We start from the raw sequence: 24,081 nt of genomic DNA, 5'->3' as shown, positions 1-24,081 counted from the left end.
GACCGGGACAGCCCGGCCCGGATTGGTGCCGGTGGCGGCTGCGGCTTCCCCTCCGCTGCCGCCACCGGAGTTAGAGCGGGCTCTTTTCCGAACCCGTGGCTTCTTTGGCGCCTGCCTTGGCTTCGTCTGCCTCATGGCGCAGCAGCGAGATGGCCGACTCAAAGTCTTCCAAGGACTCGAACGCCTGATAGACGCTCGCGAAACGAAGGTACGCCACTTCATCCAGCTTCCGCAGCGGGCCCAGAATCGCCAAGCCCACCTCATGGGCATCGATCTCCGCCGCGCCCGAGGAACGAATATTTTCCTCGACTTCCTGAGCCAGCATCGCCAGATCGTCTTCAGTGACCGGACGCCCTTGGCATGCTTTGCGGACTCCGCTGATGACCTTGATCCGGCTGAATGGTTCGCCAACGCCGGACCGCTTGATGACGGACAAGCTGGTGGTCTCCACAGTGGTGAAGCGGCGTCCGCACTCAGGGCATTGGCGGCGGCGGCGAATAGCGGAGCCATCGTCAGCCATGCGGCTGTCAACGACGCGGGAGTCGGGATTCCGGCAGAACGGACAATACACGCTGGGCCTCCCCTGACAGCTCCGGCACGGACTCGGAAACGGCAGGACGCCGGATACGCAAAAGTGCCGGAAGATTCTCTTCCGGCACCAGTTTACGGGCCGCCCCACCGTAATGACAAGCGTGTAACTACTACATGTAGTACAGGGTACCCATATATGTAGTGGTCAGTTAGGTGCTGGTCAGGACTTCTCAGGACTTCTCAGGACTGCTTACGACCCCTCAGTGAAGCGGATCCGGACGGCGTCTCCGTGGCCGGGAAGGTCTTCGGCACCTGACAAGCTCACAATATGTCCGCTGACCTGCTCCAGTGCGGCGCGGTCATAATTGATGACCTGAACTGCACGGAGGAACGTCGTGACATTGAGTCCTGATGAGAAAGCCGCCGTCCCGCTGGTGGGCAGTACGTGATTGGAACCGGCGCAATAGTCCCCCAGGCTTACCGGGCTGAAGTCGCCCACGAAGATCGCCCCCGCGTTACGGATCCGCGATGCGACTGCCGCCGCATCTGCCGTCATGATTTCCAGGTGCTCAGCGGCGTACGCGTTGCAGACTGCGATCCCCTGCTCAAGATCGTCCACCAGCACCACACCGGACTGCGGTCCGGACAACGCCTCGAGGACCCGGGAACTGTGCTTGGTTGCAGAGGCTTGCCGGGCCAGTTCACGCACGACGGCGTCGGCCAGCTCCGGGGAGTCCGTCACCAGGACGGAAGCTGCTTTGGGATCATGCTCGGCCTGGCTAATGAGATCAGCGGCCACCAAGGGGGCCTGCGCAGTGGAGTCGGCGAGGATGGCGATCTCGGTAGTTCCGGCCTCCGAGTCAATGCCCACCACGCCCTTCACGAGCCGCTTGGCTGTGGCCACAAAGATGTTGCCGGGTCCAGTGACCACGTCAACGGGCTCAATGGGCAACTCGCCTCCGGTACCCGGAACGCCGTAAGCAAACGAAACAATTGCCTGTGCACCACCGATGGCGTACACCTCATCGATGCCCAGGAGCTTCGCGGCGGCCAGGATGGTGGGGTGCGGAAGTCCGTCGAAGTCTTTCTGCGGCGGGGATGCCAACGCAATGGACTCGACGCCCGCCGCAACCGCGGGGACCACGTTCATGATCACCGATGACGCCAGAGGGGCCAGTCCGCCGGGAACGTACAGCCCTACGCGCCCCACCGGAATCCAGTTCTGGCTGACAAGAGCGCCGTCGCCAAGCTGAACGTCAACGTTGGCAGGGCGCTGCTGGTCAGCAAACTGCCGTGCACGGTTGATGGATTCTTCCAAGGCGGCCCGAACCTTCGGATCAAGTTCGTTCAGGGCCTTGGAGAGCGCCTCTGCCGGGACCCGCGGGTGGGACTGTTCCACACCGTCGAATTTCCTGGCCAGTTCACCCAAGGCGGCAAAGCCACGGCTTCGGACATCGGAAATGATGTTTAGGACCTTCTGCTCCGCATCCGCCATGGTCTGATGCTGCGCCCTGGGAACCGCTGCACGCAGCTCCGCCAGGGAGAGGTGGCGGCCCCGGAAATCGATGCTCCGAAAGGCAAGGGCGTCAGTGGAAGGGGCGGAAGTATCCGGAGAAGTGGTCACCCGGCTATTTTACGGGCTTCTTTAACAGAACCCCGAACAGGGCCAGGACGAACGTGATGAAGGCAATGGCAGCAGGCCACAGGACCAGCACAGCATAGGAGCGAAGCGTGAAACCAAACCCGGAGCCAAGTGCCGGATCCGGGGCCGGACCCAGTAGCTGGCCCGTCAGTAGCCCGACCAACCAGGCGATAAGAGCCCCTAAAGCACCGCCAACAAGGGCAAAGGTCAAGCGTCTGCCCGAACCCTCCCCCTGCAGCTTCCCGTCAAGCATGACGCCGGTGAGGCAGCCTGCCAGCAACATCAGGGCTCCGAGGACCAAGTCTCGTGGAAGCCAGGAATCAGGATTGGCCGCATTGGCCAGATCCGGATTGCCCGAGACCAGGTTCAACCCGCCCGGAGCCAACAGCCACCAGACCACCCCGGCCACCACGCCCAAAGCAGCCGGAAGTACCAGCCACAGCACATCCTTCGGCCGCCGGGGTTTCGTGGCGGGCAACGGTTCTGAAACGGGTGGGACGTGCGCGGTGGGCTCGGTCATGCAACTCACCTTAACAAAGGCTCACGCCTACCCAACAAAATGTGGGGCTCGCCGGATGGGAGGAATACCCTGAAGGTGAGAAGTACCACCGCCACAGCCCAGGAGAACACCCACGTGTCCAGCGAACCATCCGGCTACGATCAGACCTTCCGGGAAATGTTCCGTCGGCATGCCGCCGGAGTGGCAATCATCACGGCGAACCTGAACGGAAGCCCGTTTGGATTCACTGCCACGTCCGTGGCCTCCCTGTCAGCCGAACCGCCCCGCTTCACCTTCAATATGGCCAGAAGCTCCAGTTCCTGGCCGGCTGTGGCCAACGCGGAGTACATCGGAGTTCACATGTTGGGGCTGGAAAACCAAGCCCTCGCCAATCGCTTCGCCCGGACCCGCGATCGGTTCGACGGCGACCACTGGGAGCCGGGCCCCCACGACGTCCCCATTCTCAAGGACGTCAGCGGCTGGCTCGTTGGCAGAATCCAAATGCGCCTGTCCTTCGAGAACAACGCAGTAGTGGTGGTGGAGGTGGTTGATGGGCAAGTGGGCCAGGACGGCACTCCCCTGCTCTACCACGGCGGCGCCTACAGCAAGCCCGCCCCGCTCGACTACGAAATCTAAGGGCTGAGGATTCCTGCGGCGGCCAGCCTTGCCAGGACCTCTGTATCAGTTATCCAGGTGTATCAGTTGCGCAGGTGTATCAGTTGTCCAGGCAGGCCGGACCCAGCAGCACCTTGAGGTCCCCGAACAGTGATGGGCTGGGGTTAACCCTCATATGGACCGGCAAGCCCATAACCTCTACCTTCGTATCGCCCATCAGTTTGAGACGGACTTCCGAGTTTCCGCGGTGAGTGCGCAGCACATCCCGCAGGTCTGTCACAACTGCTTCGGTGGCCTTGAACGTAGGAATGGTGATAACCACCGGACCGTTCACGCTTTCGCTGAGGTCCGGGACGGAAAGCTCCATGCAATTCAGGGTGACCGCACCGTCATCGCGGCGCTGCAACCGTCCCTTGACAACAACAATCAAGTCCTCGGCCAGGACCGAGGCAATGGGCCCGTACACCTGGCCGAAGAACATGACCTCCATGGAAGCGCCGAGGTCCTCGATCTCTGCCCGGGCGTACGCGTTTCCGCTGGCCTTGGCGATCCTGCGGCTCAGCGAGGTGATCATGCCCGCAATGGTGACAATGGCGCCGTCGTGCGGTCCGTCCTCAGCGATGATCGAGGTGATGGACTGTTCCGCGTGCTGGCTGAGGACGCCCTCCAATCCCTGCAGGGGATGGTCTGAGACATAAAGGCCCAGCATGTCCCGTTCGAAGGACAGCTTGTCCTTCTTTTCCCACTCGGGCAGATCCGGGATTTCCGTTGTCAGCGACGCCTCGGGCTCCTGGTCTTCAAAGCCGGCGAAAAGATCGAACTGGCCAATGGCCTCATTGCGCTTGAGCGTGATCACGGAATCTATGGCTTCTTCATGGATCATCGCCAGAGCCCGCCGGTGATGGCCGAGCGAATCGAAGGCCCCGGCTTTGATCAGCGATTCGATGGTGCGCTTGTTGCACACCACGGCCGGCACCTTCAGGAGGAAGTCCTTGAAGGACGTGTACTTTCCTTCGGAAGTGCGGGCGGCCACCATGGCATCCACCACGTTGACACCCACGTTGCGAATGGCGCCCATACCGAAGCGGATGTCCGTGCCCACAGGGGTGAAGTTCAGCGATGATTCGTTGACATCCGGCGGCAGGACCGTGATGCCCATTCGACGACACTCGTTGAGGTAGATGGCGGATTTGTCCTTGTCATCACCCACCGACGTCAGAAGTGCCGCCATGTACTCCGGCGCGTAGTGCGCCTTCAGGTAGGCCGTCCAGTAGGAGATCACGCCGTACGCGGCCGAGTGGGCCTTGTTGAAGGCGTAGTCGGAGAACGGGAGCAGAATGTCCCAGAGCGTCTTGACAGCGGCCATGGAGTAGCCGTTGTCCTGCATACCTTGGGAGAAGCCGGCGAACTGCTTGTCCAGCTCGGACTTCTTCTTCTTGCCCATGGCACGACGGAGGATGTCTGCTTGGCCGAGAGAGTAGCCGGCCAGCTTCTGCGCCACAGCCATGACCTGTTCCTGGTACACGATCAGGCCAAAGGTTCCACCCAGGATTTCCTTGAGCGGTTCTTCCAGTTCCGGGTGGATGGGGATTACTTCCTGAATCCCGTTCTTGCGCAGAGCATAGTCGGTGTGGGCGTTGGCACCCATGGGACCAGGCCGGTACAGCGCAAGGACTGCGGAGATATCTTCGAAGTTGTCAGGCTTCATCAGCTTGAGCAGGGACCGCATGGGTCCACCGTCGAGCTGGAACACACCAAGGGTGTCACCGCGGGCCAGGAGCTCGTAGGACGGAGCGTCATCGAGTTCCAGGTTTTCCAGGTCCAGGTCAACGCCGCGGTTCATCTTGATGTTTTCCAGGGCATCGGAAATGATCGTCAGGTTCCTCAGGCCCAGGAAGTCCATCTTGATCAGTCCGAGGCCCTCGGAGGTCGGATAGTCGAACTGGGTGATGACCTGGCCGTCCTGGAAACGGCGCATGATGGGGATGACGTCGATGATGGGGTCCGAGGACATGATGACGCCGGCGGCGTGAACACCCCACTGGCGTTTCAGGCCCTCGATGCCCAGCGCGGTCTCGAAGACCTTGGCGGCCTCGGGATCGGTAGCGATCAGCTGGCGGAAGTCCCCTGCCTCGCTGTAGCGCTTGGACTCCGGGTTCTGGATGTCGGCCAGCGGAATGTCCTTGGCCATGACGGCAGGCGGAAGGGCCTTGGTGAGTGTCTCGCCCATGCTGAACGGATAGCCGAGCACACGGGAAGAGTCCTTGAGCGCCTGCTTGGTCTTGATGGTTCCGTACGTGACGATCATGGCCACGCGCTCGTCGCCGTACTTCTTGGTGACGTAGTCGATCACCTCGGAGCGGCGGCGATCATCGAAGTCGACGTCGAAGTCAGGCATGGAAACGCGGTCCGGGTTGAGGAAGCGTTCAAAGATCAGGCCGTGCTGCAGCGGGTCGAGGTCGGTGATGCGCATGGCGTAGGCCACCATGGATCCTGCACCGGAACCACGGCCGGGACCTACCCGGATGCCATTGTTCTTGGCCCAGTTGATGAAGTCGGCAACCACCAGGAAGTACCCGGGGAATCCCATGGAGGTGATGACACCGAGCTCATAGTCAGCTTGCTTGCGGACCTTGTCCGGAATGCCCTGGGGATAGCGGTACTTCAGACCGGCGTCCACTTCCTTGACCAACCAGGAGGTCTCGTCTTCACCGGGAGGACAAGGGAAGCGCGGCATGTAGTTGGCGCCGGTGTTGAAGGAAACTTCGCAACGCTCGGCGATGAGCAGCGTGTTGTCGCAGGCTTCAGGGTGATCGCGGAACAATTCCCGCATTTCCTGCGGAGATTTCAGGTAATAGCCACTACCGGAGAACGCAAAGCGGGAACCGCCGTTATCGTACGTCGGTTCCAGGAGCGTGGAACCGGACTGAATCGCCAGCAACGCTTCATGGGCCTTGGCATCGTGCTCATGGGTGTAATGGAGGTCATTGGTGGCCACCAGTGGCAGGTTGAGTTCCTTGGCCAAGCGCAGGAGGTCGCCGGTGACGCGCCGTTCAATGTCCAGCCCGTGGTCCATCAGTTCGCAGAAATAGTTCTCCGCTCCGAAGATGTCGCGGAACTCTGCTGCAGCCTCCACGGCTTCGCGGTACTGCCCCAGGCGCAACTTGGTCTGGACCTCTCCGGACGGGCATCCGGTGGTGGCGATCAGGCCTTCGGAGTAGGTGTTGAGCAGTTCCCGGTCCAGCCGCGGCCACTTACCAAAGACAGAGTCCAGGGAAGCAATCGAAGAAGCCCTGAAGAGGTTCCTCATGCCCACGTTGTTGTAGCTCAGCAGCGTCATATGGGTGTACGAGCCACCGCCGGAGACATCGTCCTTACGCTGGCTTTCGTCGCCCCAGCGCACACGCTCCTTGTCCCCGCGGGCGGTGCCGGGTGTTACATAGGCTTCGACGCCGATGATCGGCTTGATGCCCTTGTCTGTGGCTTTGCGCCAGAAGTCGAACGCCCCGAACAAATATCCGTGGTCAGTCGTGGCCAGGGCCGGCATGCCCAGCCGTTCGGTTTCATCGAAAAGCTCACCGAGCCGGGCAGCTCCATCCAGCATGGAGTACTCAGTGTGGGTGTGCAGGTGGACAAACGAATCATTGCTGGAAGTCACCACGACAGTCTACCGTCCCGTGTCATACAGAAATCGGACCCGGGCAGTGAAATCCGTCTATGCGGAGCCAGTGGCCAGCAGATCCAGAGCGTACTGGAGGTCCGCCGGATATTCGCTGCTGACTTCCACCCAATCGCCGGAGCGGGGATGGGTAAATCCAAGTTGACGGGCGTGCAGCCACTGACGGGTGAGACCAAGGGTGGCAGCCAGGCGGGGGTCCGCTCCGTAGGTGAGGTCGCCGGCACAAGGATGCCGCAGCGCTGAGAAGTGGACGCGGATCTGGTGGGTGCGCCCCGTTTCCAGATGCACTTCCACCAGGGTCGCCTTACCAAAAGCTTCCAGGACCTCATAGTGGGTCACTGAGGGTCGGCCGTCCTCGATGACGGCGAATCGCCAGTCGTGGCCGGGATGCCGTCCGATGGGGGCGTCAATGGTCCCCTGAAGAGGATCGGGCAGTCCCTGAACAACTGCGTGATACACCTTGTCCACGGTGCGTTCCTTGAAGGCCTTCTTCAGCACCGTGTAAGCGTTCTCAGTCTTAGCCACCACCATGACACCGGATGTCCCCACATCCAGCCGGTGAACAATCCCCGCACGCTCGGGCGCTCCCGACGTAGAAATCCTGTAACCTGCTCCGGCAAGGCCTCCCACTACTGTGGGGCCCACCCAGCCTGGTGAAGGGTGGGCTGCGACCCCCACCGGTTTGTCGATGACAACGAATTCGTCGTCGTCCAACAGGATCTTCAGGCCTTCCACAACTTCCTCCACGACTTCCAGGGGATCCGGCCGCTCGGGAACCGTGACATCAAGCAATGTACCGGCAACGAGCTTCGCCGATTTACCCAGCGCAACTCCGCCGCTGGTGACGTTTCCTTCTGAAATCAGCAGCGCGGCAGCAGAGCGGGAAATGTCCAGAAGCTGTGCCAGTCCGGCATCAACGCGCGCCCCGGCCAGCTCCTCGGGAACCACTATGGATTTACTCACCAGCGGGCTCCCCGTTGGTGCCGCCGGCGGATTTGGCATCTTTGGCCGGCTTTGGCGCTGCCACATGACGGGTTCCGTCCATGCCAACCCCCCGCAAGGTCAGGAGGCAGATAATGACGACGCCGGACACCACCGCCGAGTCTGCGATGTTGAAGATGGCGAAGTTCGGCAGCTGAATGAAATCCACCACATGTCCCATGGCGAAAGACGGCTCGCGGAACAAGCGGTCGGTCAGGTTGCCGAGGGCACCGCCAAAGAGCAGTCCCAGGGATAGCGCCCACCAGACCGAGCCCACCTTTCGCAGCTGAAAGAGAATCGCCACAGAGACCACAGCCATGACGATCGTGAAAACCCACGTCACATTCTCGCCGATGGAAAATGCCGCCCCGGAGTTGCGGATGTAGTACCAGTGCAGCAGCGGAGGCAGCACCGGAATGCGCTCACCCTCCGTCATGGTGCTGGTGACCCAAAGTTTGGTGAGTTGGTCAAAAACGTAGGCGAACACGGCGAAGCCGGCAAAAAGCCAGAGCATGGCAGGACGCCACTTACGGCGTCCGGCAGGCGTCGGCTGTGTGGCCTCAGCGGTGAAGTCGTCGGTCATAGTGCTTTCATTCGGGAAGCGTGCGGGCTGCTGTCGGTCTCTTAACACAGAAAGCCGGCGGCCGAGGAGTCCTCAGCCACCGGCTTTCAGAATACTTGCTAAACGTCAGCGGTTGCTTCGCCAACCTCAGGGGCAGCGACGGAACCACGGGCGTCAAGGTCGCGGAGCTGACCTTCGATGTAAGCCTTCAGGCGTGAACGGTAGTCGCGCTCGAAACCACGGAGCTGCTCAACCTTACGCTCAAGAACGGAGCGCTGCTGCTCAAGGGCACCAAGGATCTTGCGGGACTTCTCCTGGGCGTCGTTGACGAGGCTGGAAGCCTCGATCTGAGCCTCGGCAATGATCTTTTCCTTCTGCTGCGCACCGTCGGAAACGTGCTTGTCGTGCATCTGCTGCGCCATGGCCAGCAGACCTGCAGCGGACTCAGCGGACGTGGTGACGCCATTGCTTGCAGCAGGTGCCTTCGGAGCTGCAGCAGCGGCTGCTGCCTTCTCGGCTTCCTTCTTCTTGGCATCTTCTGCGGCCTTGGCTTCGGCTTCCGCCTTCGCCTCAGCTTCCTTGTCAACCTTGACCGGGGCCGGAACCTTCTCGACGACCGGAGCCGCAGCAGTTGCAGCGGGAACGGCCGAACCGGCCTCGCCGAGCTTCTTGCGAAGTTCGTCGTTTTCCTGGTTCAAGCGGCGAAGTTCCACCACGATCTCGTCGAGGAAGTCGTCAACCTCGTCCTGGTCGTAGCCTTCGCGGAACTTGGTCGGCTGAAAGCGCTTGTTGACAACGTCTTCTGGCGTCAAAGCCATCTGGTCACCTCGTTGGTCTAGTTAGTCAGTAGGCCTTCCGGCCGTTCAAAACTACGGTACCTAAATATCATCTTGTTCCTCCAATTCAACACCATCGTGTTGATTTGGAGAATTTGCGGCCTATGGACCATCGGTGGCCCGGGTTCCGCGGAGCAACTACGCCAGGCTGTTGGTCACTGCCATGGCTATGCTGACGGCAATAATCAGGATCAAGAACCCAAGATCCAAGGAGATTCCGCCAAGTTGGAGGGGCGGGATCAGCTTCCTGAGCCTGCTAAGGGGAGGATCAGTGACGGAGTAGACCACATGGGCTGTAACCAACGCCACACCCCTGGGCCGCCACTGGCGGGCGAACATCTGGACCCATTCGAAGATGAGTCGGATGATCAGGGCGATGAAGAACAGCAACAACACAATATAGATAAGGCCGAAAACAATGCCCACGAGTTAGCTCAGATCTCCCACTTGTTCCGGAATGCCGATCGGTCCCTACTATTGCAACACAGATGCCAGGCGGGTTGACCCGCCTGGCATCCGCAAAAGACTGTTGTCAGCTCTGGTTGAAGAAGCTGGCCTGCGTTTCGCTGGCCTTTTTGTCGTCCCCGATGACCTCAACGTACGACGGCGACAACAGGAAGACCTTGTTGGTCACCCGCTCGATGCTGCCGTGCAAGCCGAAGACGAGGCCGGCGGAAAAGTCCACAAGCCGCTTGGCATCGGACTCACCCATGTCAGTGACATTCATGATGACCGGAATGCCATCCCGGAAGCTCTCGCCAATGACCTTTGCGTCGTTGTACGAACGAGGATGGACGGTGGTGATCTGCCTCAGGCCCGAGGCATCTTCGCGGCTGGATGCCGCACGCTTGATGGGTGTCACGGGTGCGCGGTATTCCTCTTCGGCATCTACAGTGGGCATTTCACGGACAACTTCCCGGACGGGAGCGGGCGCACGGCGCTCTTCCCGTTCCTGTGCCTGGGGGCGTTCTTCATCGTGCTGCGTGGCGACGGACTGCTCAGATTCGTAGTGTTCATCGCCGTCGGCGAGCCCAAGATAGATCATTGTCTTGCGCAGAGCGCCAGCCATGGTGCACTCCTATCGTTTCTGCAGTAGGCGGGCCGCCATGACTTGACATATTGGAACCCCGGCCCGTCATTCCAATACTTTGACGCTACCCCACGGCCGGACGGGAACCGAGAATATCGGAGCCAATTCTCAGGTGTGTCGCTCCGAACTTCACGGCGGCTTCCAAGTCCTGACTCATGCCGGCGGATATACCTGTTGCGGCCGGATGCACTGCGCGGAGCGCTTTGGAAATCCCCGCGAGTCGCTCGAAGGCCACATTCGGATCAGCCCCCAAAGGCGCCACGGCCATCAGTCCGGACAACACCAGACCGTCCGCCAGCTCGATTCTTTCCGCGAGCATCTCAACATCGGAGGGCGTGGCGCCGCCCCGGTGTGCGCCGGCGTCGTCATCCAGGCTGACTTGGATGAAACAGTCAAGATCGCTGCGCCCCGTGGCATCCTTCTCCCTGGCGACGGCCTTGGCCAGAGCATCAACCAGCTGCACGCGGTCAACAGACTGGACCGAGGCAGCATACTTGACCACCGACTTTGCCTTATTGCTCTGAAGCTGGCCGATGAAATGCCATCGGACGTCAATCCCGGAGAGTTCAGCAGTCTTGGAGGCCGCTTCCTGGTCGCGGTTCTCGCCGACATCCTCGACACCAAGTGTCACCAGGCGGCGAACATCGGCCGCCGGATGGAATTTAGTCACCACCACCAACCGCGGCAGGTCAAGCCGTCCTGCAGTGCGGGTAGCGACGTCAATCCGCTGCCGCACCACCTCCAGCCGGGCCGACAGCTCAGCCGTGCGGGGATCACTGGATGATTCTTCCCGTTGTTGGTTGCCGTCTTCGAGGCTAGTCATGCGTCCACACCAAACCTGCAAATCGACCGGTCCGGGAGTCCCGCCGGTAAGAGAAAAGGGAGTCGTTTTCACGGGTGCATTCCCCCGAGTACTCCACGGGGACATCCAGTGAGTGCAACTGCGCGCGTACACCCGCCGGAAGGTCAAGGGCAGGTGTACCCCACGAGGTGGAGGACCACGCTTCAGGTATTTTTTCTGCCACCTCGGCACGCAGCTGTTCGGGGACCTCGTAACACGAGCCACAAATGGACGGTCCGAGCCAAGCGCTGATATCAACAGCTCCCCGACGCCGCATTTCAGCGACAGTTGCGGGCACCACGGCTGACGCGACCCCGGGACGCCCGGCATGGGCAGCAGCCAGGACGGGGCTGTTGTTGGAGTCGCTACCAACCAGCAGAACCGGGACACAATCGGCCACCATCACGGCCAAAGGCTGTGCTGATCGCCCGGGGGTTGCAGGCGGGTGGGCGACTGCATGCTGTCCAGACGGTACAGGGGCAGCGGAGACCATGGCATCAGCGGTTGGTCCAGGTCCATGAGCTGCAATGAACTCCACATGATTTCCATGGACCTGGTTCATGTACTGGAACTGGCGCGTACGCGAACCGTCCGGGCGCAAGCCGAGAGTGTGTTCCACCCGGGCACGACGAACCATCACTTCCGTGGGGTCGTCCTGTACGTGGAGAGCCAGGTTCCCGGCGCCTGTATCCGTGAAGGCTACAGAAACGCCGGGTCGTACTTCATTTCGCCACCAAAACACCTGGTACTGACTCTTTCGAACCGCGGCTTACTTCAGGAAGTCAGGAACGTCGAGATCATCGGAGCGGCTGCCCGAAAGGTCGGGTTCAACAACTGCAGGGAGGTCAACGTCAAAGCCGGAGTCCGCAGGCAAGGCAGACGGACGCTGCTGGCCCCAGTTGCTCAGGCCTGCAGCACCGATACCTGCCGTGGCGTGCTGCGGGGCTGCAGCGTTGGACGGCGCACTGCTCGGAGCAGCAGGCCTTTCCGAAGGCACCGGGTTCTGGGCCGGACGGGACTGATCCATGGAAGGCGAGGTTGCTTTGACGTCGTCGAAGCCCGCTGCGATGACTGTCACGCGAGCCTCATCTCCCAAGGCGTCGTCAATGACGGCACCAAAGATGATGTTCGCTTCGGGGTGGGCCACTTCCTGCACCAGGCGCGCGGCTTCATTGATTTCGAACAGGCCCAGATCGGAGCCGCCCTGAATGGACAGCAGGACACCGTGGGCGCCGTCAATGGAGGCCTCCAGGAGCGGCGAGGCGATGGCCAGTTCCGCAGCCTTGACGGCTCGGTCTTCACCACGGGCGGAACCGATGCCCATGAGGGCAGACCCCGCGCCCTGCATGACTGACTTGACGTCAGCAAAGTCAAGGTTGATCAGGCCGGGAGTGGTAATGAGGTCAGTGATGCCTTGGACACCGGACAGGAGTACCTGGTCCGCAGAGCGGAAGGCGTCCAGGACGGAGACATTGCGGTCGCTGATGGACAGAAGGCGATCGTTCGGGATCACAATCAGGGTGTCGACTTCGTCGCGGAGGGCGTCAATTCCAGCCTCGGCAGAGCCTGCACGGCGCCGGCCTTCGAAGGTGAAGGGTCGGGTCACGACGCCGATGGTCAGCGCACCGAGGGAGCGGGCGATGCGCGCGACCACGGGAGCACCACCGGTACCGGTGCCACCGCCCTCGCCTGCCGTGACGAAGACCATGTCAGCACCGCGGAGAACTTCTTCGATCTCGTCGGCGTGGTCTTCTGCTGCCTGCTTTCCGACCTCCGGGTTCGCTCCTGCACCCAAGCCACGGGTGAGCTCACGTCCGACGTCGAGCTTGACGTCGGCGTCGCTCATGAGCAGCGCCTGCGCGTCGGTGTTGATGGCGATGAACTCGACGCCCCGAAGGCCGACCTCGATCATACGGTTGACTGCGTTCACGCCACCGCCGCCGATGCCGACGACCTTGATGACGGCCAAGTAATTCTGCGGTGCTGCCACGTTTCGTGCCCCTTGCTTGTGTCCTATAGCGAAACTGATCGAGTCCAACTTGAATCCTTGGACCTTAACCCTCTAGTTGAAGGTTATAGTTATGTCAAGTAACTCTACTGCGACGGTATTTCCTCTGGTTCCCACATGCAATCTCCGCTTGCGCGTGTCGTGTGATTGCCGTGAAATAAGGCCACCGCCGGCCCGCAGGTTACGTTCTCAATACTGCCTATTTTGTGAATGGATGCCGGGGAACACTGACGTCGTAGATACTGACCGGGACCTTTGGGTCCGCCGGCATCCTCAGCAACGCCTCGAGTGCCTTGGCCTTCAGTTCCCTGTCCTCGGCATTGCCCCAGACTACCGTCTTTCCGTCCACCAGTTTCAGCTCAACGGCGTCGGGCGAGGCTGCAGAGGCGGTAGACATCCTGGCAAGGATGTCCGCGGGCAGGGTGTCCAGAACAGCGGCAATCGCCTTGAACAACTCCGTGTTGGTGGTGCCCACGCCAGCGTCGATCAACGGCAGGGCTACAGCGGCCAAATCCTGCGTCGCTCCGAGTTGAACGCCATCTACATCCACCATCACGTAGCTGTCACCCTGCTTGAGCAGTGCCACAGGAACGCGCTCGTCCACGTGCACCAGCAACTCGGACGGCGGCCGTGCTTCCATGGTTGCCGAACGGACCTGGACAAGTGGTTTCAGGAGCTCGTTGATCTCCTGTTCGCTGACTTGCGGCAACGGCTTGCCTTCCAAGCCTGACAGCGCCTTTTGCACCGCATCCGGCGTCACAAGCGATGTTCCGTCCACGGTTATGGTGCGCACTGCCAACACGGGAGAAAAGATGGCCCCTGCGATCAAGGATCCGACCACCAAAGCCACCATCGAGAGCGTCCAGAGCACCAGTCTCCGCTGACGTCGGTTCCTGGGCTCAGGAAAAGCAATGACGTTGTCAGTCCCTGGCGCCTTGCCGGCCTTCGCGGCACCTCCAGGCTTCGAGGGGCGACCCGACGCCACCGGGGCCTTGAGGTCAGTGTCAACAGATCGTTGTGCACTGATGACCTCCATTGGGTCACCTCCGGACCTCTCCGCCTTGCCGGGGCGCGGCTCCGTGGCCGGTTTGAAGGTGGGTTTCCGGGTGTTAGCCATCCAATGCCGCCACGATGGCAGGCCCGTAGGCAGTGACGTCTCCGGCCCCGACCGTCAGGACCACGTCGCCGTCGCTTGCAGCGTCCACCACGGCGTCCACGGCTTCACCGGCTGAAACGAGCCGGCCGTTCACCAAGTGATCGGTGATCAGCGTGCTCGTGACCCCCGGGATGGGATCTTCGCGGGCAGGATAGATGTCCAAAATCAATGCGGTGTCCGCCAGGTCCAAAGCAGCGGCGAACTCCGTGGCGAACTCACGGGTCCGCGAAAACAGGTGCGGCTGGAATAGGACGTGCACCTTCTTGCCGGCGGCCACTGAGCGCGCTGCCGATAATGCTGCGCGGACCTCGGTGGGATGGTGGGCGTAGTCGTCATAGACCCGCACTCCCCTGCCCTGGCCTTTGAACTCAAAGCGACGTGAAGCACCGGTAAAGTGGCCCAGCGCAGCCGCGGCAGCGCCCGGTTCCACGCCGAGTTCGACGGCGACTGCGAACGCCGCTGCGGCGTTCAGGGCGTTGTGCCGTCCCGGCACTTGCAGTTCAAGGCCATGGACGGCTCCGCCCAGGGCAACGGATACATCGCCCGGACCGCCGTCATGAAGCCGGACATCGGCAGCAGATGATGTTCCGTACGTCAGGACGCGCGTTATCCCCTTTGAGGCTGTCCGTTCCGCCAAGGCCAGGGCACCGGCGTCGTCGGCGCATGCCAGCAGGACGCCGTTGGAAGGCAGGAGCGCGGCGAACTCATCAAAGGACGCGAAGACGGCCTCCGGTGTTCCGTAGTGATCCAAGTGATCCGCTTCGACATTGGTAACCACCGCAATCAACGGACGGTAGTTGAGGAATGACCCATCCGACTCATCGGCCTCTGCCACGAAAATATCGGATTCACCGTGGGCTGCGTTGACGCCCAGTGCCGGCACGTTCGCGCCGATCGCGAAGGAGGGATCCAGACCGGCTTCCTTGAGGAGTACCGCAACCATCGACGTAGTAGTGGATTTGCCGTGGGTACCTGCCACGGTGACAACCCGGTGCCCGGCCATGGTGGCGGCCAAAGCTTCCGAACGGTGAAGCACGGGCAACCCGGTCTGACGCGCCGCCACCAACTCCGGGTTGTCGTCCCGGATGGCTGAACCAGCCACGACCGTCTGGGCATCGCCCAGGTTTCCGGCGTCGTAGCCGACCGCAATACGCGCACCTGCCACGGCGAGGTCACGCATCACGGGCAGGTCTTTGACATCGCTGCCGCTGACGGGGATGCCCCGCGCCACCATAATGCGCGCGACGGCGGACATTCCCACTCCGCCGATTCCAATGAAGTGGACGCGTCCGAGGGACTCGAGCCGGGCGATGCTGGTGGTCATGCGGATACCGCTTCCAAGACAAGATCAGCCATCCGCTGATCGGCGTTTCTGATACCAAGTGCTTCGGATTTCCGAGCCATGTCATTGAGTTTGCTGCGGTTTGTCAGCAGCGGAATCAGTTCGGTCCGGAGCCACTCCGGGCTGAGATCCTTGTCATCGATCATCAGTGCACCGCCTGCGGCAACCAAGGGGGCGGCGTTCAGCGCCTGCTCTCCGTTCCCGATGGGCAAGGGCACGAACACTGCGGGGACTCCCACAGCCGCTACCTCGCTGACGGTGCCGGCACCGGCACGGGCCAGAATGACGTCGGCAGCGGCGTAGACGTTCTCCATGCCGTCCACGTACTCAACCTGCCTGTAGCCGTCGGCGGCGAGGAGTCCGGCGTCGTCATCCTTGACGGCTTTGCCTTTGCCCGTGATGTGGAGGGTCTGAATACCGGCAGCGGCCAGTGCGGGGAGAGCTGCGGTGATGGCACGATTGATGCTCAACGCCCCTGAGGAGCCGCCTGTGACGATCAAGGCCGGACGGTGGGCATCAAGCCCCAGCGCGGCCTTTGCCGCAGGCGCCGCAACAGCCCTGTCCACTTGCGAGATAGCCCGGCGCATGGGCATTCCCACGTGGCGGGCCCCCCTCAAGCGCGTCCCGGCAAATGCCACGGCAACATGCTTGCTGAACCGGGCGCCGACGCGATTAGCCAGGCCGGCCTTCATGTTGGCCTCGTGGATGACGATGGGGATCCGGAGTTTGCGTGCAGCAAGGTACATGGGCGTGCAGACGTACCCGCCCACACCCACCAGAACATCCGCGCCGGAGGCCTCCAAAATGTGCCGGGCCTGCCGGACCGCGCCGCTCAAGCGGGCGGGCAGCTTCAGGAGGTCCGCTGACGGCCGCCGCGGAAAGGGAACACGGTCGATGGTTGCGAGTTGGTACCCGGCCGCCGGGACGAGACGGGTTTCCATGCCCGACGGCGTCCCTACAGCCAGGATGGCGGCCTCCGGACGTTTGTCCTTGATGGCGTCGGCAATCGCCAACAGCGGGCTGACGTGACCGGCTGTCCCGCCGCCGGCAAGGACGACGGACAACGGCTTGGGCGCGTTTGCGGAGTCAAAAGTCATGAAGTGCTAGGTACGCTTTCGTGCAGTCTTGGACATGAGGCGCGGGAAGAATCCTGAACGCTGCTGCGCCGGCAATTGGCCGCGGGCCAAAGACAACACTACGCCCACACCGCAGAGGGACATGATCAGCGCGGAGCCACCATAGGAGATGAACGGAAGGGGCACCCCCACCACAGGAAGAAGTTGGGTCACCACCGCCATATTCATGCTCGCCTGGCCGAGCAGCCACACCATGATTCCACCAGCCAGCGTGCGTTGGAACGGGTCGGTCTGCCTCACGACTACACGGAAGATGGCGATACCCAGGATGGCGAACAGGACCAGGACCACGATGGTTCCAACAAGTCCCAGCTCCTCGCCAATAATGGCAAAGATGAAGTCGTTGTGCGCCTCCGGCAGCCAGTTGTACTTCTGCCGGCTTTGGCCAAGGCCCAATCCGGTCCAGCTCCCCTGTGCGAGGCCGTACATGCCATTGGTTGACTGGAAATCGAAGTCAAACTGCTCGGTGCACTGCGTGGAGGCTGTTCCCAACCACGAGGTGATCCGGCAGATCCGGTTTTGGCTGCTGATGGTCCCCAGGACGGCGCCTAGGGCGCCAACCGCGCCGGCAATGGCCAGCATGCGGCCGGGAACGCCGGCGAAATACAGCCCGGCAGCGGTAATGGCCGCGATGACGATCACAGTTCCGAGGTCGTTGCCCAACATCACCAAGGCAATGACGAGTCCTGCACCGGGAACCACCGGAATGATGACGTGCATCCAACGGTTAAGGAGTTTCTGCTTCCGCGCCAGAACGGCAGCGATCCACACGCAGAGGATTAGCTTGGCCATCTCCGAGGGCTGGAGGGTGATACCTCCAATGTCGATCCAGTTCTTGTTGCCGTTGACGGTGTTGCCCATGACCTGGACCAAGGCTAGGAGCACAATGACGGCCCCCAGCGCCCACCAGGAGAGTTTCTTCATCCAGTTCACGTTGGTCCGCGAAATGACGTACATGGCGATGAGTCCAACCACACCGAAGAGCGCCTGTTTGAGGGCATCAGCATAGGGCGACTTGCCCTCGGAAATGGCTTCAACGCTTGACGCGGACAACACCATCATGATCCCGATCGCCGTCAACGCGAGGGCGCAGCCGAGAATCAGATAGTAGGTGGAGCTGTTAGGTGCCTTGCTCTTTCCTTCAAGGCTCTCCCAAAAGCCACGCAGGTGTCCGCGGAGCCCTGAGGGGCGGCTGCCGTCACCTGATGCCGCCTTGGGCTTCCCGTCCCGGGGTTCTTTGCCGCGGGTGCGGGTGGGCGTGCTGACCATTGTTACTCCTCGGTGGTCGGTGCCTGCCCTTCCACAAGCTCGCGAACTGCCAGGACGAAAGCGTCGCCACGGTGAGCGTAGGAAGAGAACTGATCCATGGATGCAGCCGCCGGTGCCATCAGCACGGTATCGCCAGAGGCAGCCACCTCGGCCGCCGATGCCACTGCCCGGGCCATGATGGTCTCACCGTAGATAGGCGAAGCTGCGTCTCCGGCTGCGGTCTGCACTCCTTCAGTGTCGCCCTTTGAAGGCGCGATCACGGGGACATCGGGTGCGTGTCGCTGGAGGGCCCCCTCCAGTGCCTCAGTATCAGTTCCGATAAGGACTACGGCTTTGAGCCTGGGCGCGTGCTCTTTGACGAGGTCGTCGTAGTTGACGCCCTTGGACAACCCGCCGGCAATCCATACAACCTTCTGGAAAGCCGAAAGTGCCGCGGAGGCTGCGTGCGGGTTGGTTGCTTTGGAGTCGTTGATCCACAAGACGTCTTTGTGGTTCGCCACCAACTGGATGCGGTGGGCACCTGGCAGGTAATTGAGGATGCCTTGTTTCACGGATGCGGCATCAACTCCGTAGGCCCGCACCAGGGCCGCCGCCGCAAGGGCATTGGCCACCATGTGGCGGGGTGCCACCGGGCCAAGATCGGACATTGAGGCAAGTTCCGCGGCAGAGTCTTTGCGTTCGGCAATAAAGGCCCGGTCAACAAGGAGGCCATCCACCACGCCCACCATGCTGATGGCCGGCGTGTTGGTGGTGAAACCGATGGCCCGGCATCCCTCAACGACGTCGGCGTTTTCCACCATACGTTCAGTTTCAATCTGTTCGGCGTTGTAGATCGCCGCCTTTTGGGTGTTCTCGTACACCTTGGCTTTGTCCGCGAGGTAGGAGGCGTAGGATCCATGCCAATCAACATGGTCCTCGGCAACGTTCAGGCAGACGCTCGCTACAGGAGACAACGAGTGGCTCCAATGCAGCTGGAAGCTGGAGAGCTCAACAGCGAAAGCATCGTAGTCCACCGGATCCCGGAGTGCGTCAAGAATAGGGGTGCCGACGTTTCCCACGGCGATTGCTTTGAGCCCGGCCGCCTGCAGCATGGATTCGGCCATGCCAACCGTGGTGGTCTTGCCGTTGGTACCGGTAATCGTCAGCCAGTCCGCGGTCTTGCGCCCTGCCCGCTCCCTCAGCCTCCAAGCGAGTTCGACGTCGCCCCAGACTTGGATGTGCTTGCGCTTGGCCGCGGCAAGCAGGGCCTGATCCGGGCGCCATCCTGGCGACGTGACCACGAGGTCCGGCAAACTTCCGTCGATCAACGGGAGAGCCGTCACGGCTTCCTCCCCCAACAGCACATCAACGGCACCCACGATCTTGAGGGTGTCGGCCTGGGCCTTGGCCTTGGCGCTGGTGGCTGCGTCAACCACAACAACTTTTGCGCCGAGTTCGATGAGTGTGTCGGCTGCAGCGAAGCCGGAGACACCTATACCTGTCACCACAACGCGCAGACCTGACCAGTCGGCATCCCAGCTGGTCAGTGTGCTGAGCCTCTCAGCGTTCGATGACAGAGTTTCCGGGCTTTCGTTCACAGCAGCACCACCCATTCAGCGTAGAAAATTCCAAGGCCCGCAGCCACAAAGAGCCCGGCGAGAATCCAGAACCGGACCACCACCGTAACTTCTGCCCAGCCCTTCAATTCAAAGTGGTGTTGCAGCGGAGCCATCTTGAAGACGCGTTTCCCGCCGCTCAGCTTGAAGAAGCCCACTTGGATGATGACGGACAAGGTAATGAGTACAAAGAGCCCGCCAATGAACGCAAGCAGGAGTTCGGTGCGTGAGAGGATAGCGAACGCCGCAACGGCACCACCAATGGCCAAGGAACCTGTGTCACCCATGAAGATCTTGGCAGGTGAGGTATTCCACCACAGGAATCCCACCAAGGCCGCACTCAGAATCGCGGCCAAGAGGGCGAGGTCCATGGGGTCCCGGACCTGATAGCAACCGCTGCCTGCTTCCCGTGGTGAGCCGCAGGCCTGGTTGTTCTGCCAAATTCCCATGATGGTGTAAGCGCCGAAGACCATGATGGACGCTCCGGCAGCCAGGCCGTCCAGGCCGTCGGTCAGGTTAACGCCGTTGGTAGCTGCGGTGATGATCAAGTTGGACCAGAGCACAAACAGGATGGCGCCCACCACTGTGCCGCCGAACGCGAGGTCCAGCCACGGGATGTCGCGCACCAGGGAAATTTGCGTGGATGCGGGCCGCAGGCCGTCCTCATTGGGGAACTGAAGGACCAACACCGCAAAGATGATGCCCACAGCTGCCTGCAGGATCAATTTGGCGCGTGCGTTCAGGCCAAGGCTGCGCTTGTTGGAAATCTTGATGAAGTCATCGAGGAAGCCAACAAAACCCATACCCACCATGAGGAACAGCAGCAGCAGTCCAGATGCCGAGGGGCCGGCGGAGGCCGGATTCATGATCCACATGATCAGGTGTGTCACGAAGTAACTGATCAGTACCGCGGCCACTACTACGGTTCCGCCCATGGTGGGCGTGCCGCGCTTGGTGTGATGGGACGTCGGTCCGTCGTCCCGGATGAATTGTCCGTAGCTCTTGGCCACAAGGAACTTGATAAACAGGGGCGTCCCGATCAGGGCCACCAGAAGGGCGACGCCAGCGCCGATCAAAAGTGCAATCACAGCAGCTCGTTCCCTTCGCTTGCGGCAGCTTCATCCGCGTTGTCTCCGGTGGGCTCGGCCCGTGGAGGTAATGCTATCCGATCACCCAAATGCCGAAGGCCCACACCGTTGGAAGACTTGAAGAGCACCAGGTCGCCGGGCTCCAGCTCATTTTGAAGGAGCTCGTAGGCTTCTTCCACTGTCTCGGTGAAGGAACATTCGTCACCCCAGGAGCCTTCCTGGATGGCGGAGACGTAGAGCGCACGGGCTTCACGACCCACCACCACCAGCCTGGAAATGTTCAGGCGCACCACTTGGGTGCCCACCGCAGTGTGTTCACGGATGGAGTCCTCGCCCAGCTCGAGCATGGCTCCCAGAACTGCCCAGGTCCTTCTGCCTTGTCCCAGGTCCGCCAGCGTGCGCAGGGCAGCCCGCATCGATTCGGGGTTGGCGTTGTAAGCATCGTTGATGATGGTCACGCCGTCTTCACGTTCAGTCCGTTCCATCCGCCAGCGGCTGGCTGCGGACTGGGAGCTGAGCGAGGATGCGATGTCAGCGGCCGGGATGCCTGCGGCGAACGCGGCGGCGGCTGCTGCCAACAGATTGGTGACATGGTGACCACCGATCAGGCGGCTTCGCACCTCAACGGCCGGGCCGCCGTCGGGCAGCACCAAATCAAAATCAGGAAAGCCTTGCTCATTGACCACAACGTTGCGCGCTTCCACTTCTTCAGTGGTGGCCGGCGAGGCCGTGAAGCCCAACACTTTGGCCTTGGTCCGGGTGCGCATGGCAGCGACGCGGCCATCATCGAGGTTGATCACAGCCGTGCCGCGCTCCCCCAGTGCTTCCACCAATTCGCCCTTGGTCTTGGCGATGTTCTCAACGCCTCCGAATTCACCGGCGTGGGCCGTGCCAACCACCAGAACCACACCGATGTCCGGCTTGACCATCTCGGCCAGGTACTTGATGTGGCCCAGGCCGGTAGCGCCCATCTCGATCACCAGGAAGCGGGTTCCGGCGTCCGCGGCAAAGACCGTCAGCGGCACACCTACCTCGCCGTTGTAGGAGCCTTGCGGCGCCACCGTGGCACCGGCGGTGGACAATACACCGGCAAGGAGGTCCTTGGTGGTGGTTTTGCCCGCAGAACCGGTGATCCCTATGACGGTGAAGTCCTCGCCGAGGCTCTTACGCTCAGCGCGGATGCGGCTGACAGAGTCCGCTGCCAGCTCGCCCATGGCCACCACAGCGTCGTTAACCACGACGGCGGGATAAGGGCGGCCGTCGGCGTCGGTCACTTCACGTTCGGCGAGAACCAGGACGGCACCGCGTTCGAATGCGGCATCGACGAAGTCATGCCCATCAGCGTGCTCGCCGGGTTTGGCCACATACAACGATCCGGGCGTCGCTTCCCGGGAATCAGTGACGACGGAGGTGGGGACGATGTCCGGATCTCCGGTCAATCGGCCATGGGTGATGTCGGCGATCTCCGCCGCAGTAAGTGCAATCATCTCGGTTTAGGACTCTATCCGCTGGTCCGTTGAAACGCTGAATCCCTTGGATGTCAAGGCGGCCCGCAACTCCACCCTGTCGTCCAAGGCAAGATTCACGCCCTTGACCTCCTGCCACACCTCGTGGCCACGCCCGGCGATGAGGATGGTGTCGTCTTTGGTGGCCACGTTGACGGCCAGTCTGATGGCGGCATCCCTTGGATAAGACTCGATGATTTCGCTACTCAGGTCCTCGGAGTCCCGTGCAGCGTAGGCGCCCTGGAGGACCTCGGCCCGGATGGCTGCTGCGTCTTCGTCGTGGGGATCGTCATCGCTGATGATCACGACGTCGGCCAGGCGGGCAGCGATTGCGCCCATGGTGGGCCGCTTGCCTTGGTCGCGCTGGCCCGTTGCACCGAAGACCACGATGACCCGCGATCCCTCTTTCGGAGAACGAACGGCTTCCAGGGCACGGGACAGAGCGTCCGGATTGTGGGCAAAATCAACAACCGAGGCAGGCTCTGCTGAAACGAGCTGCATGCGTCCGGGGACCGCAACAGTGAAGGGGTCATGCGCATCCAAGGCAGTCTGGAGCGTCTTTTCGTCGACGCCGGATGCCAGGACCATGATCGTAGCCAGGGCTGCATTGGCCACATTGAAGTCTCCCGGCAGGCCGGTGTGGACGTGAAGGGTTCGGCCGTCGACGTGCCTGAGCTCAAATTCCGACCCCAGCCCCCGCGCCATGATGGACCCAACGCTCCAGTCGGCGTCGGCGCTGCCCTCAACGGGGGGCTTGGTTGCGAGGGTGGTTACCGGGATGTCGGCTGAATCGGCCAGCTTGCGGCCCCAGTGATCGTCCACTGTGACCACCGCGCGCCTGGCCCTTCCGGCAGTGAAGAGTTCCGCCTTGGTTCGGAAGTATTCGTCCATGCTGCCATGAAGGTCCAGATGGTCCTGGGTGAGATTGGTGAAGCCGGCAACGTCGAACATCACTCCGTCCACCCGGCGGAAGGAGATCGCGTGGGATGAAACTTCCATGGATGCCGCGTCCAAGCCCCGTTCGCGCATCAGAGCCAGCAACGCATGGACATCCGTGGACTCCGGGGTCGTGAGGAGGCTGGGGATCGCCGCCCCGCCCGCAAGGATCTCGATGGTCCCGATCAGGCCGGGCTTCTTCTTCAAGGCGCTCAGCAAGGAGTTGATGAAATAGGTGGTGGTGGTCTTTCCGTTGGTACCCGTAACCCCGTACAGAGTCGGGAACCCGCCATCCGCCGGCTGGCTGCGATAGATCAAGGCGGCCAGGCGTCCGACGGCGGTACGCGGCTCGGCGACAATGAGTACCGGTACGGGCTGGTCACCTGCAAGCGCCAGCTGGCGCGCTCCGGCGTCGTCCGTCACGACCGCAACCGCACCTGCGTCAATAGCCTGCGGAACGAAGTCCGCACCATGGCGGGAGGCTCCGGGCAGGGCCATATAGAGGTCGCCGGCTTCGACAGCCCGCGAGTTGAGGGAAATGCCCGTCACTCCCCTGTCCTGGCTGGCGGCAGGAACGGCAACACCGAGTGTTTCCGCGATGGTGGCCAACGGTACTGCAGCCACGGATGCGGGGCGAAAGCCGCTCTGGCCGGCGTCCGGGGTCGTGGCGCTGGTAGCTGCCTCATGGTGCTCTGACACGTGGTTCTCCGTTGGTGCTCGTGGAACGACCGGCTTGGGGCCGGCGGCGCCCAGGCCGTTGGTGGTGGATC

At 61.8% G+C, this 24,081-nt stretch carries 21 protein-coding genes; 1 reads left to right on the top strand and 20 read right to left on the bottom strand.

Annotated elements, in window-relative coordinates; genetic code table 11:
• Nucleotides 1–70 precede the first annotated feature (70 nt).
• From nrdR to HAV21_RS18905, 3 genes are all read right to left on the bottom strand, one after another.
• Entirely contained in the window at nucleotides 71–571 is a 501-nt protein-coding gene (gene nrdR / locus HAV21_RS18915) for a transcriptional regulator NrdR (protein ID WP_142939515.1), read from the bottom strand.
• Nucleotides 572–781: 210 nt separating this feature from the next.
• Nucleotides 782–2,155 (bottom strand): histidinol dehydrogenase, encoded by a 1,374-nt coding sequence (gene hisD / locus HAV21_RS18910; protein WP_142939516.1) that lies wholly within the window; start codon nucleotides 2,153–2,155, stop codon nucleotides 782–784.
• A 4-nt stretch (nucleotides 2,156–2,159) separates the two neighbouring features.
• Nucleotides 2,160–2,693: a hypothetical protein gene (locus tag HAV21_RS18905; RefSeq protein WP_166842748.1), complete on the bottom strand. Its 534-nt coding sequence runs from the start codon at nucleotides 2,691–2,693 to the stop codon at nucleotides 2,160–2,162.
• 114 nt (nucleotides 2,694–2,807) lie between these two features.
• Between HAV21_RS18905 and HAV21_RS18900 the strand changes: the two genes are divergently transcribed.
• Nucleotides 2,808–3,308, top strand: a complete 501-nt coding sequence (locus HAV21_RS18900; protein WP_142939576.1) for a flavin reductase family protein — start codon at nucleotides 2,808–2,810, stop codon at nucleotides 3,306–3,308.
• A 79-nt stretch (nucleotides 3,309–3,387) separates the two neighbouring features.
• Here HAV21_RS18900 and dnaE read toward each other — a convergent pair whose 3' ends face one another.
• From dnaE to HAV21_RS18815, 17 genes are all read right to left on the bottom strand, one after another.
• On the bottom strand, nucleotides 3,388–6,945 hold the full coding sequence (dnaE, locus tag HAV21_RS18895) for a DNA polymerase III subunit alpha (RefSeq protein ID WP_142939518.1): 3,558 nt from the start codon (nucleotides 6,943–6,945) through the stop codon (nucleotides 3,388–3,390).
• Between the two features lie 57 nt (nucleotides 6,946–7,002).
• Complete coding sequence (locus HAV21_RS18890) at nucleotides 7,003–7,929, bottom strand: RluA family pseudouridine synthase (protein ID WP_142939519.1); 927 nt, start codon at nucleotides 7,927–7,929, stop codon at nucleotides 7,003–7,005.
• Nucleotides 7,922–8,530 carry a signal peptidase II gene (gene lspA / locus HAV21_RS18885; RefSeq protein WP_142939520.1) on the bottom strand — a complete coding sequence of 203 codons (609 nt, stop codon included), beginning with the start codon at nucleotides 8,528–8,530 and terminating at the stop codon, nucleotides 7,922–7,924. The genes HAV21_RS18890 and lspA overlap by 8 nt, the downstream gene beginning before the upstream one ends.
• 98 nt (nucleotides 8,531–8,628) lie before the next feature.
• On the bottom strand, nucleotides 8,629–9,327 hold the full coding sequence (locus tag HAV21_RS18880) for a DivIVA domain-containing protein (RefSeq protein WP_142939521.1): 699 nt from the start codon (nucleotides 9,325–9,327) through the stop codon (nucleotides 8,629–8,631).
• 156 nt (nucleotides 9,328–9,483) lie between these two features.
• Nucleotides 9,484–9,771 carry a YggT family protein gene (locus HAV21_RS18875; RefSeq protein WP_024820479.1) on the bottom strand — a complete coding sequence of 96 codons (288 nt, stop codon included), beginning with the start codon at nucleotides 9,769–9,771 and terminating at the stop codon, nucleotides 9,484–9,486.
• A gap of 106 nt (nucleotides 9,772–9,877) precedes the next feature.
• Nucleotides 9,878–10,414, bottom strand: a complete 537-nt coding sequence (gene sepF, locus HAV21_RS18870; protein WP_142939522.1) for a cell division protein SepF — start codon at nucleotides 10,412–10,414, stop codon at nucleotides 9,878–9,880.
• 85 nt (nucleotides 10,415–10,499) lie between these two features.
• Nucleotides 10,500–11,258, bottom strand: coding sequence for a YggS family pyridoxal phosphate-dependent enzyme (locus HAV21_RS18865; protein ID WP_142939523.1), 759 nt, complete (start codon nucleotides 11,256–11,258; stop codon nucleotides 10,500–10,502).
• Entirely contained in the window at nucleotides 11,251–12,018 is a 768-nt protein-coding gene (locus tag HAV21_RS18860; protein WP_166842747.1) for a polyphenol oxidase family protein, read from the bottom strand. The genes HAV21_RS18865 and HAV21_RS18860 overlap by 8 nt, the downstream gene beginning before the upstream one ends.
• Nucleotides 12,019–12,045: 27 nt before the next feature.
• Entirely contained in the window at nucleotides 12,046–13,266 is a 1,221-nt protein-coding gene (gene ftsZ, locus HAV21_RS18855) for a cell division protein FtsZ (RefSeq protein WP_024820475.1), read from the bottom strand.
• Nucleotides 13,267–13,483: 217 nt separating this feature from the next.
• The gene (locus HAV21_RS18850; protein ID WP_142939525.1) at nucleotides 13,484–14,401 is read right to left on the bottom strand and encodes an FtsQ-type POTRA domain-containing protein; all 918 of its coding nucleotides are present in this window, start codon (nucleotides 14,399–14,401) and stop codon (nucleotides 13,484–13,486) included.
• Complete coding sequence (murC, locus tag HAV21_RS18845) at nucleotides 14,394–15,764, bottom strand: UDP-N-acetylmuramate--L-alanine ligase (RefSeq protein ID WP_142939526.1); 1,371 nt, start codon at nucleotides 15,762–15,764, stop codon at nucleotides 14,394–14,396. Before murC ends, HAV21_RS18850 begins: the two co-directional genes overlap by 8 nt.
• Nucleotides 15,761–16,879: an undecaprenyldiphospho-muramoylpentapeptide beta-N-acetylglucosaminyltransferase gene (murG, locus tag HAV21_RS18840; RefSeq protein ID WP_166842746.1), complete on the bottom strand. Its 1,119-nt coding sequence runs from the start codon at nucleotides 16,877–16,879 to the stop codon at nucleotides 15,761–15,763. The genes murC and murG overlap by 4 nt, the downstream gene beginning before the upstream one ends.
• Before the next feature lie 6 nt (nucleotides 16,880–16,885).
• Nucleotides 16,886–18,187, bottom strand: a complete 1,302-nt coding sequence (ftsW, locus tag HAV21_RS18835) for a putative lipid II flippase FtsW (RefSeq protein ID WP_166842745.1) — start codon at nucleotides 18,185–18,187, stop codon at nucleotides 16,886–16,888.
• Between the two features lie 2 nt (nucleotides 18,188–18,189).
• The gene (murD, locus tag HAV21_RS18830; RefSeq protein ID WP_142939529.1) at nucleotides 18,190–19,779 is read right to left on the bottom strand and encodes a UDP-N-acetylmuramoyl-L-alanine--D-glutamate ligase; all 1,590 of its coding nucleotides are present in this window, start codon (nucleotides 19,777–19,779) and stop codon (nucleotides 18,190–18,192) included.
• On the bottom strand, nucleotides 19,761–20,870 hold the full coding sequence (gene mraY / locus HAV21_RS18825; protein ID WP_142939530.1) for a phospho-N-acetylmuramoyl-pentapeptide-transferase: 1,110 nt from the start codon (nucleotides 20,868–20,870) through the stop codon (nucleotides 19,761–19,763). The genes murD and mraY overlap by 19 nt, the downstream gene beginning before the upstream one ends.
• Nucleotides 20,867–22,357, bottom strand: coding sequence for a UDP-N-acetylmuramoyl-tripeptide--D-alanyl-D-alanine ligase (gene murF / locus HAV21_RS18820; RefSeq protein ID WP_166842744.1), 1,491 nt, complete (start codon nucleotides 22,355–22,357; stop codon nucleotides 20,867–20,869). Before murF ends, mraY begins: the two co-directional genes overlap by 4 nt.
• Before the next feature lie 6 nt (nucleotides 22,358–22,363).
• The gene (locus tag HAV21_RS18815; RefSeq protein ID WP_166842743.1) at nucleotides 22,364–24,010 is read right to left on the bottom strand and encodes a UDP-N-acetylmuramoyl-L-alanyl-D-glutamate--2,6-diaminopimelate ligase; all 1,647 of its coding nucleotides are present in this window, start codon (nucleotides 24,008–24,010) and stop codon (nucleotides 22,364–22,366) included.
• Nucleotides 24,011–24,081: the final 71 nt, after the last annotated feature.

The organism is Paenarthrobacter sp. MSM-2-10-13, from assembly GCF_011605365.1.
GTDB lineage: Bacteria > Actinomycetota > Actinomycetes > Actinomycetales > Micrococcaceae > Arthrobacter.
The sequence above is the reverse complement of the archived record's forward strand: the minus strand, read 5'-3'. Positions and strand labels throughout refer to the sequence as shown.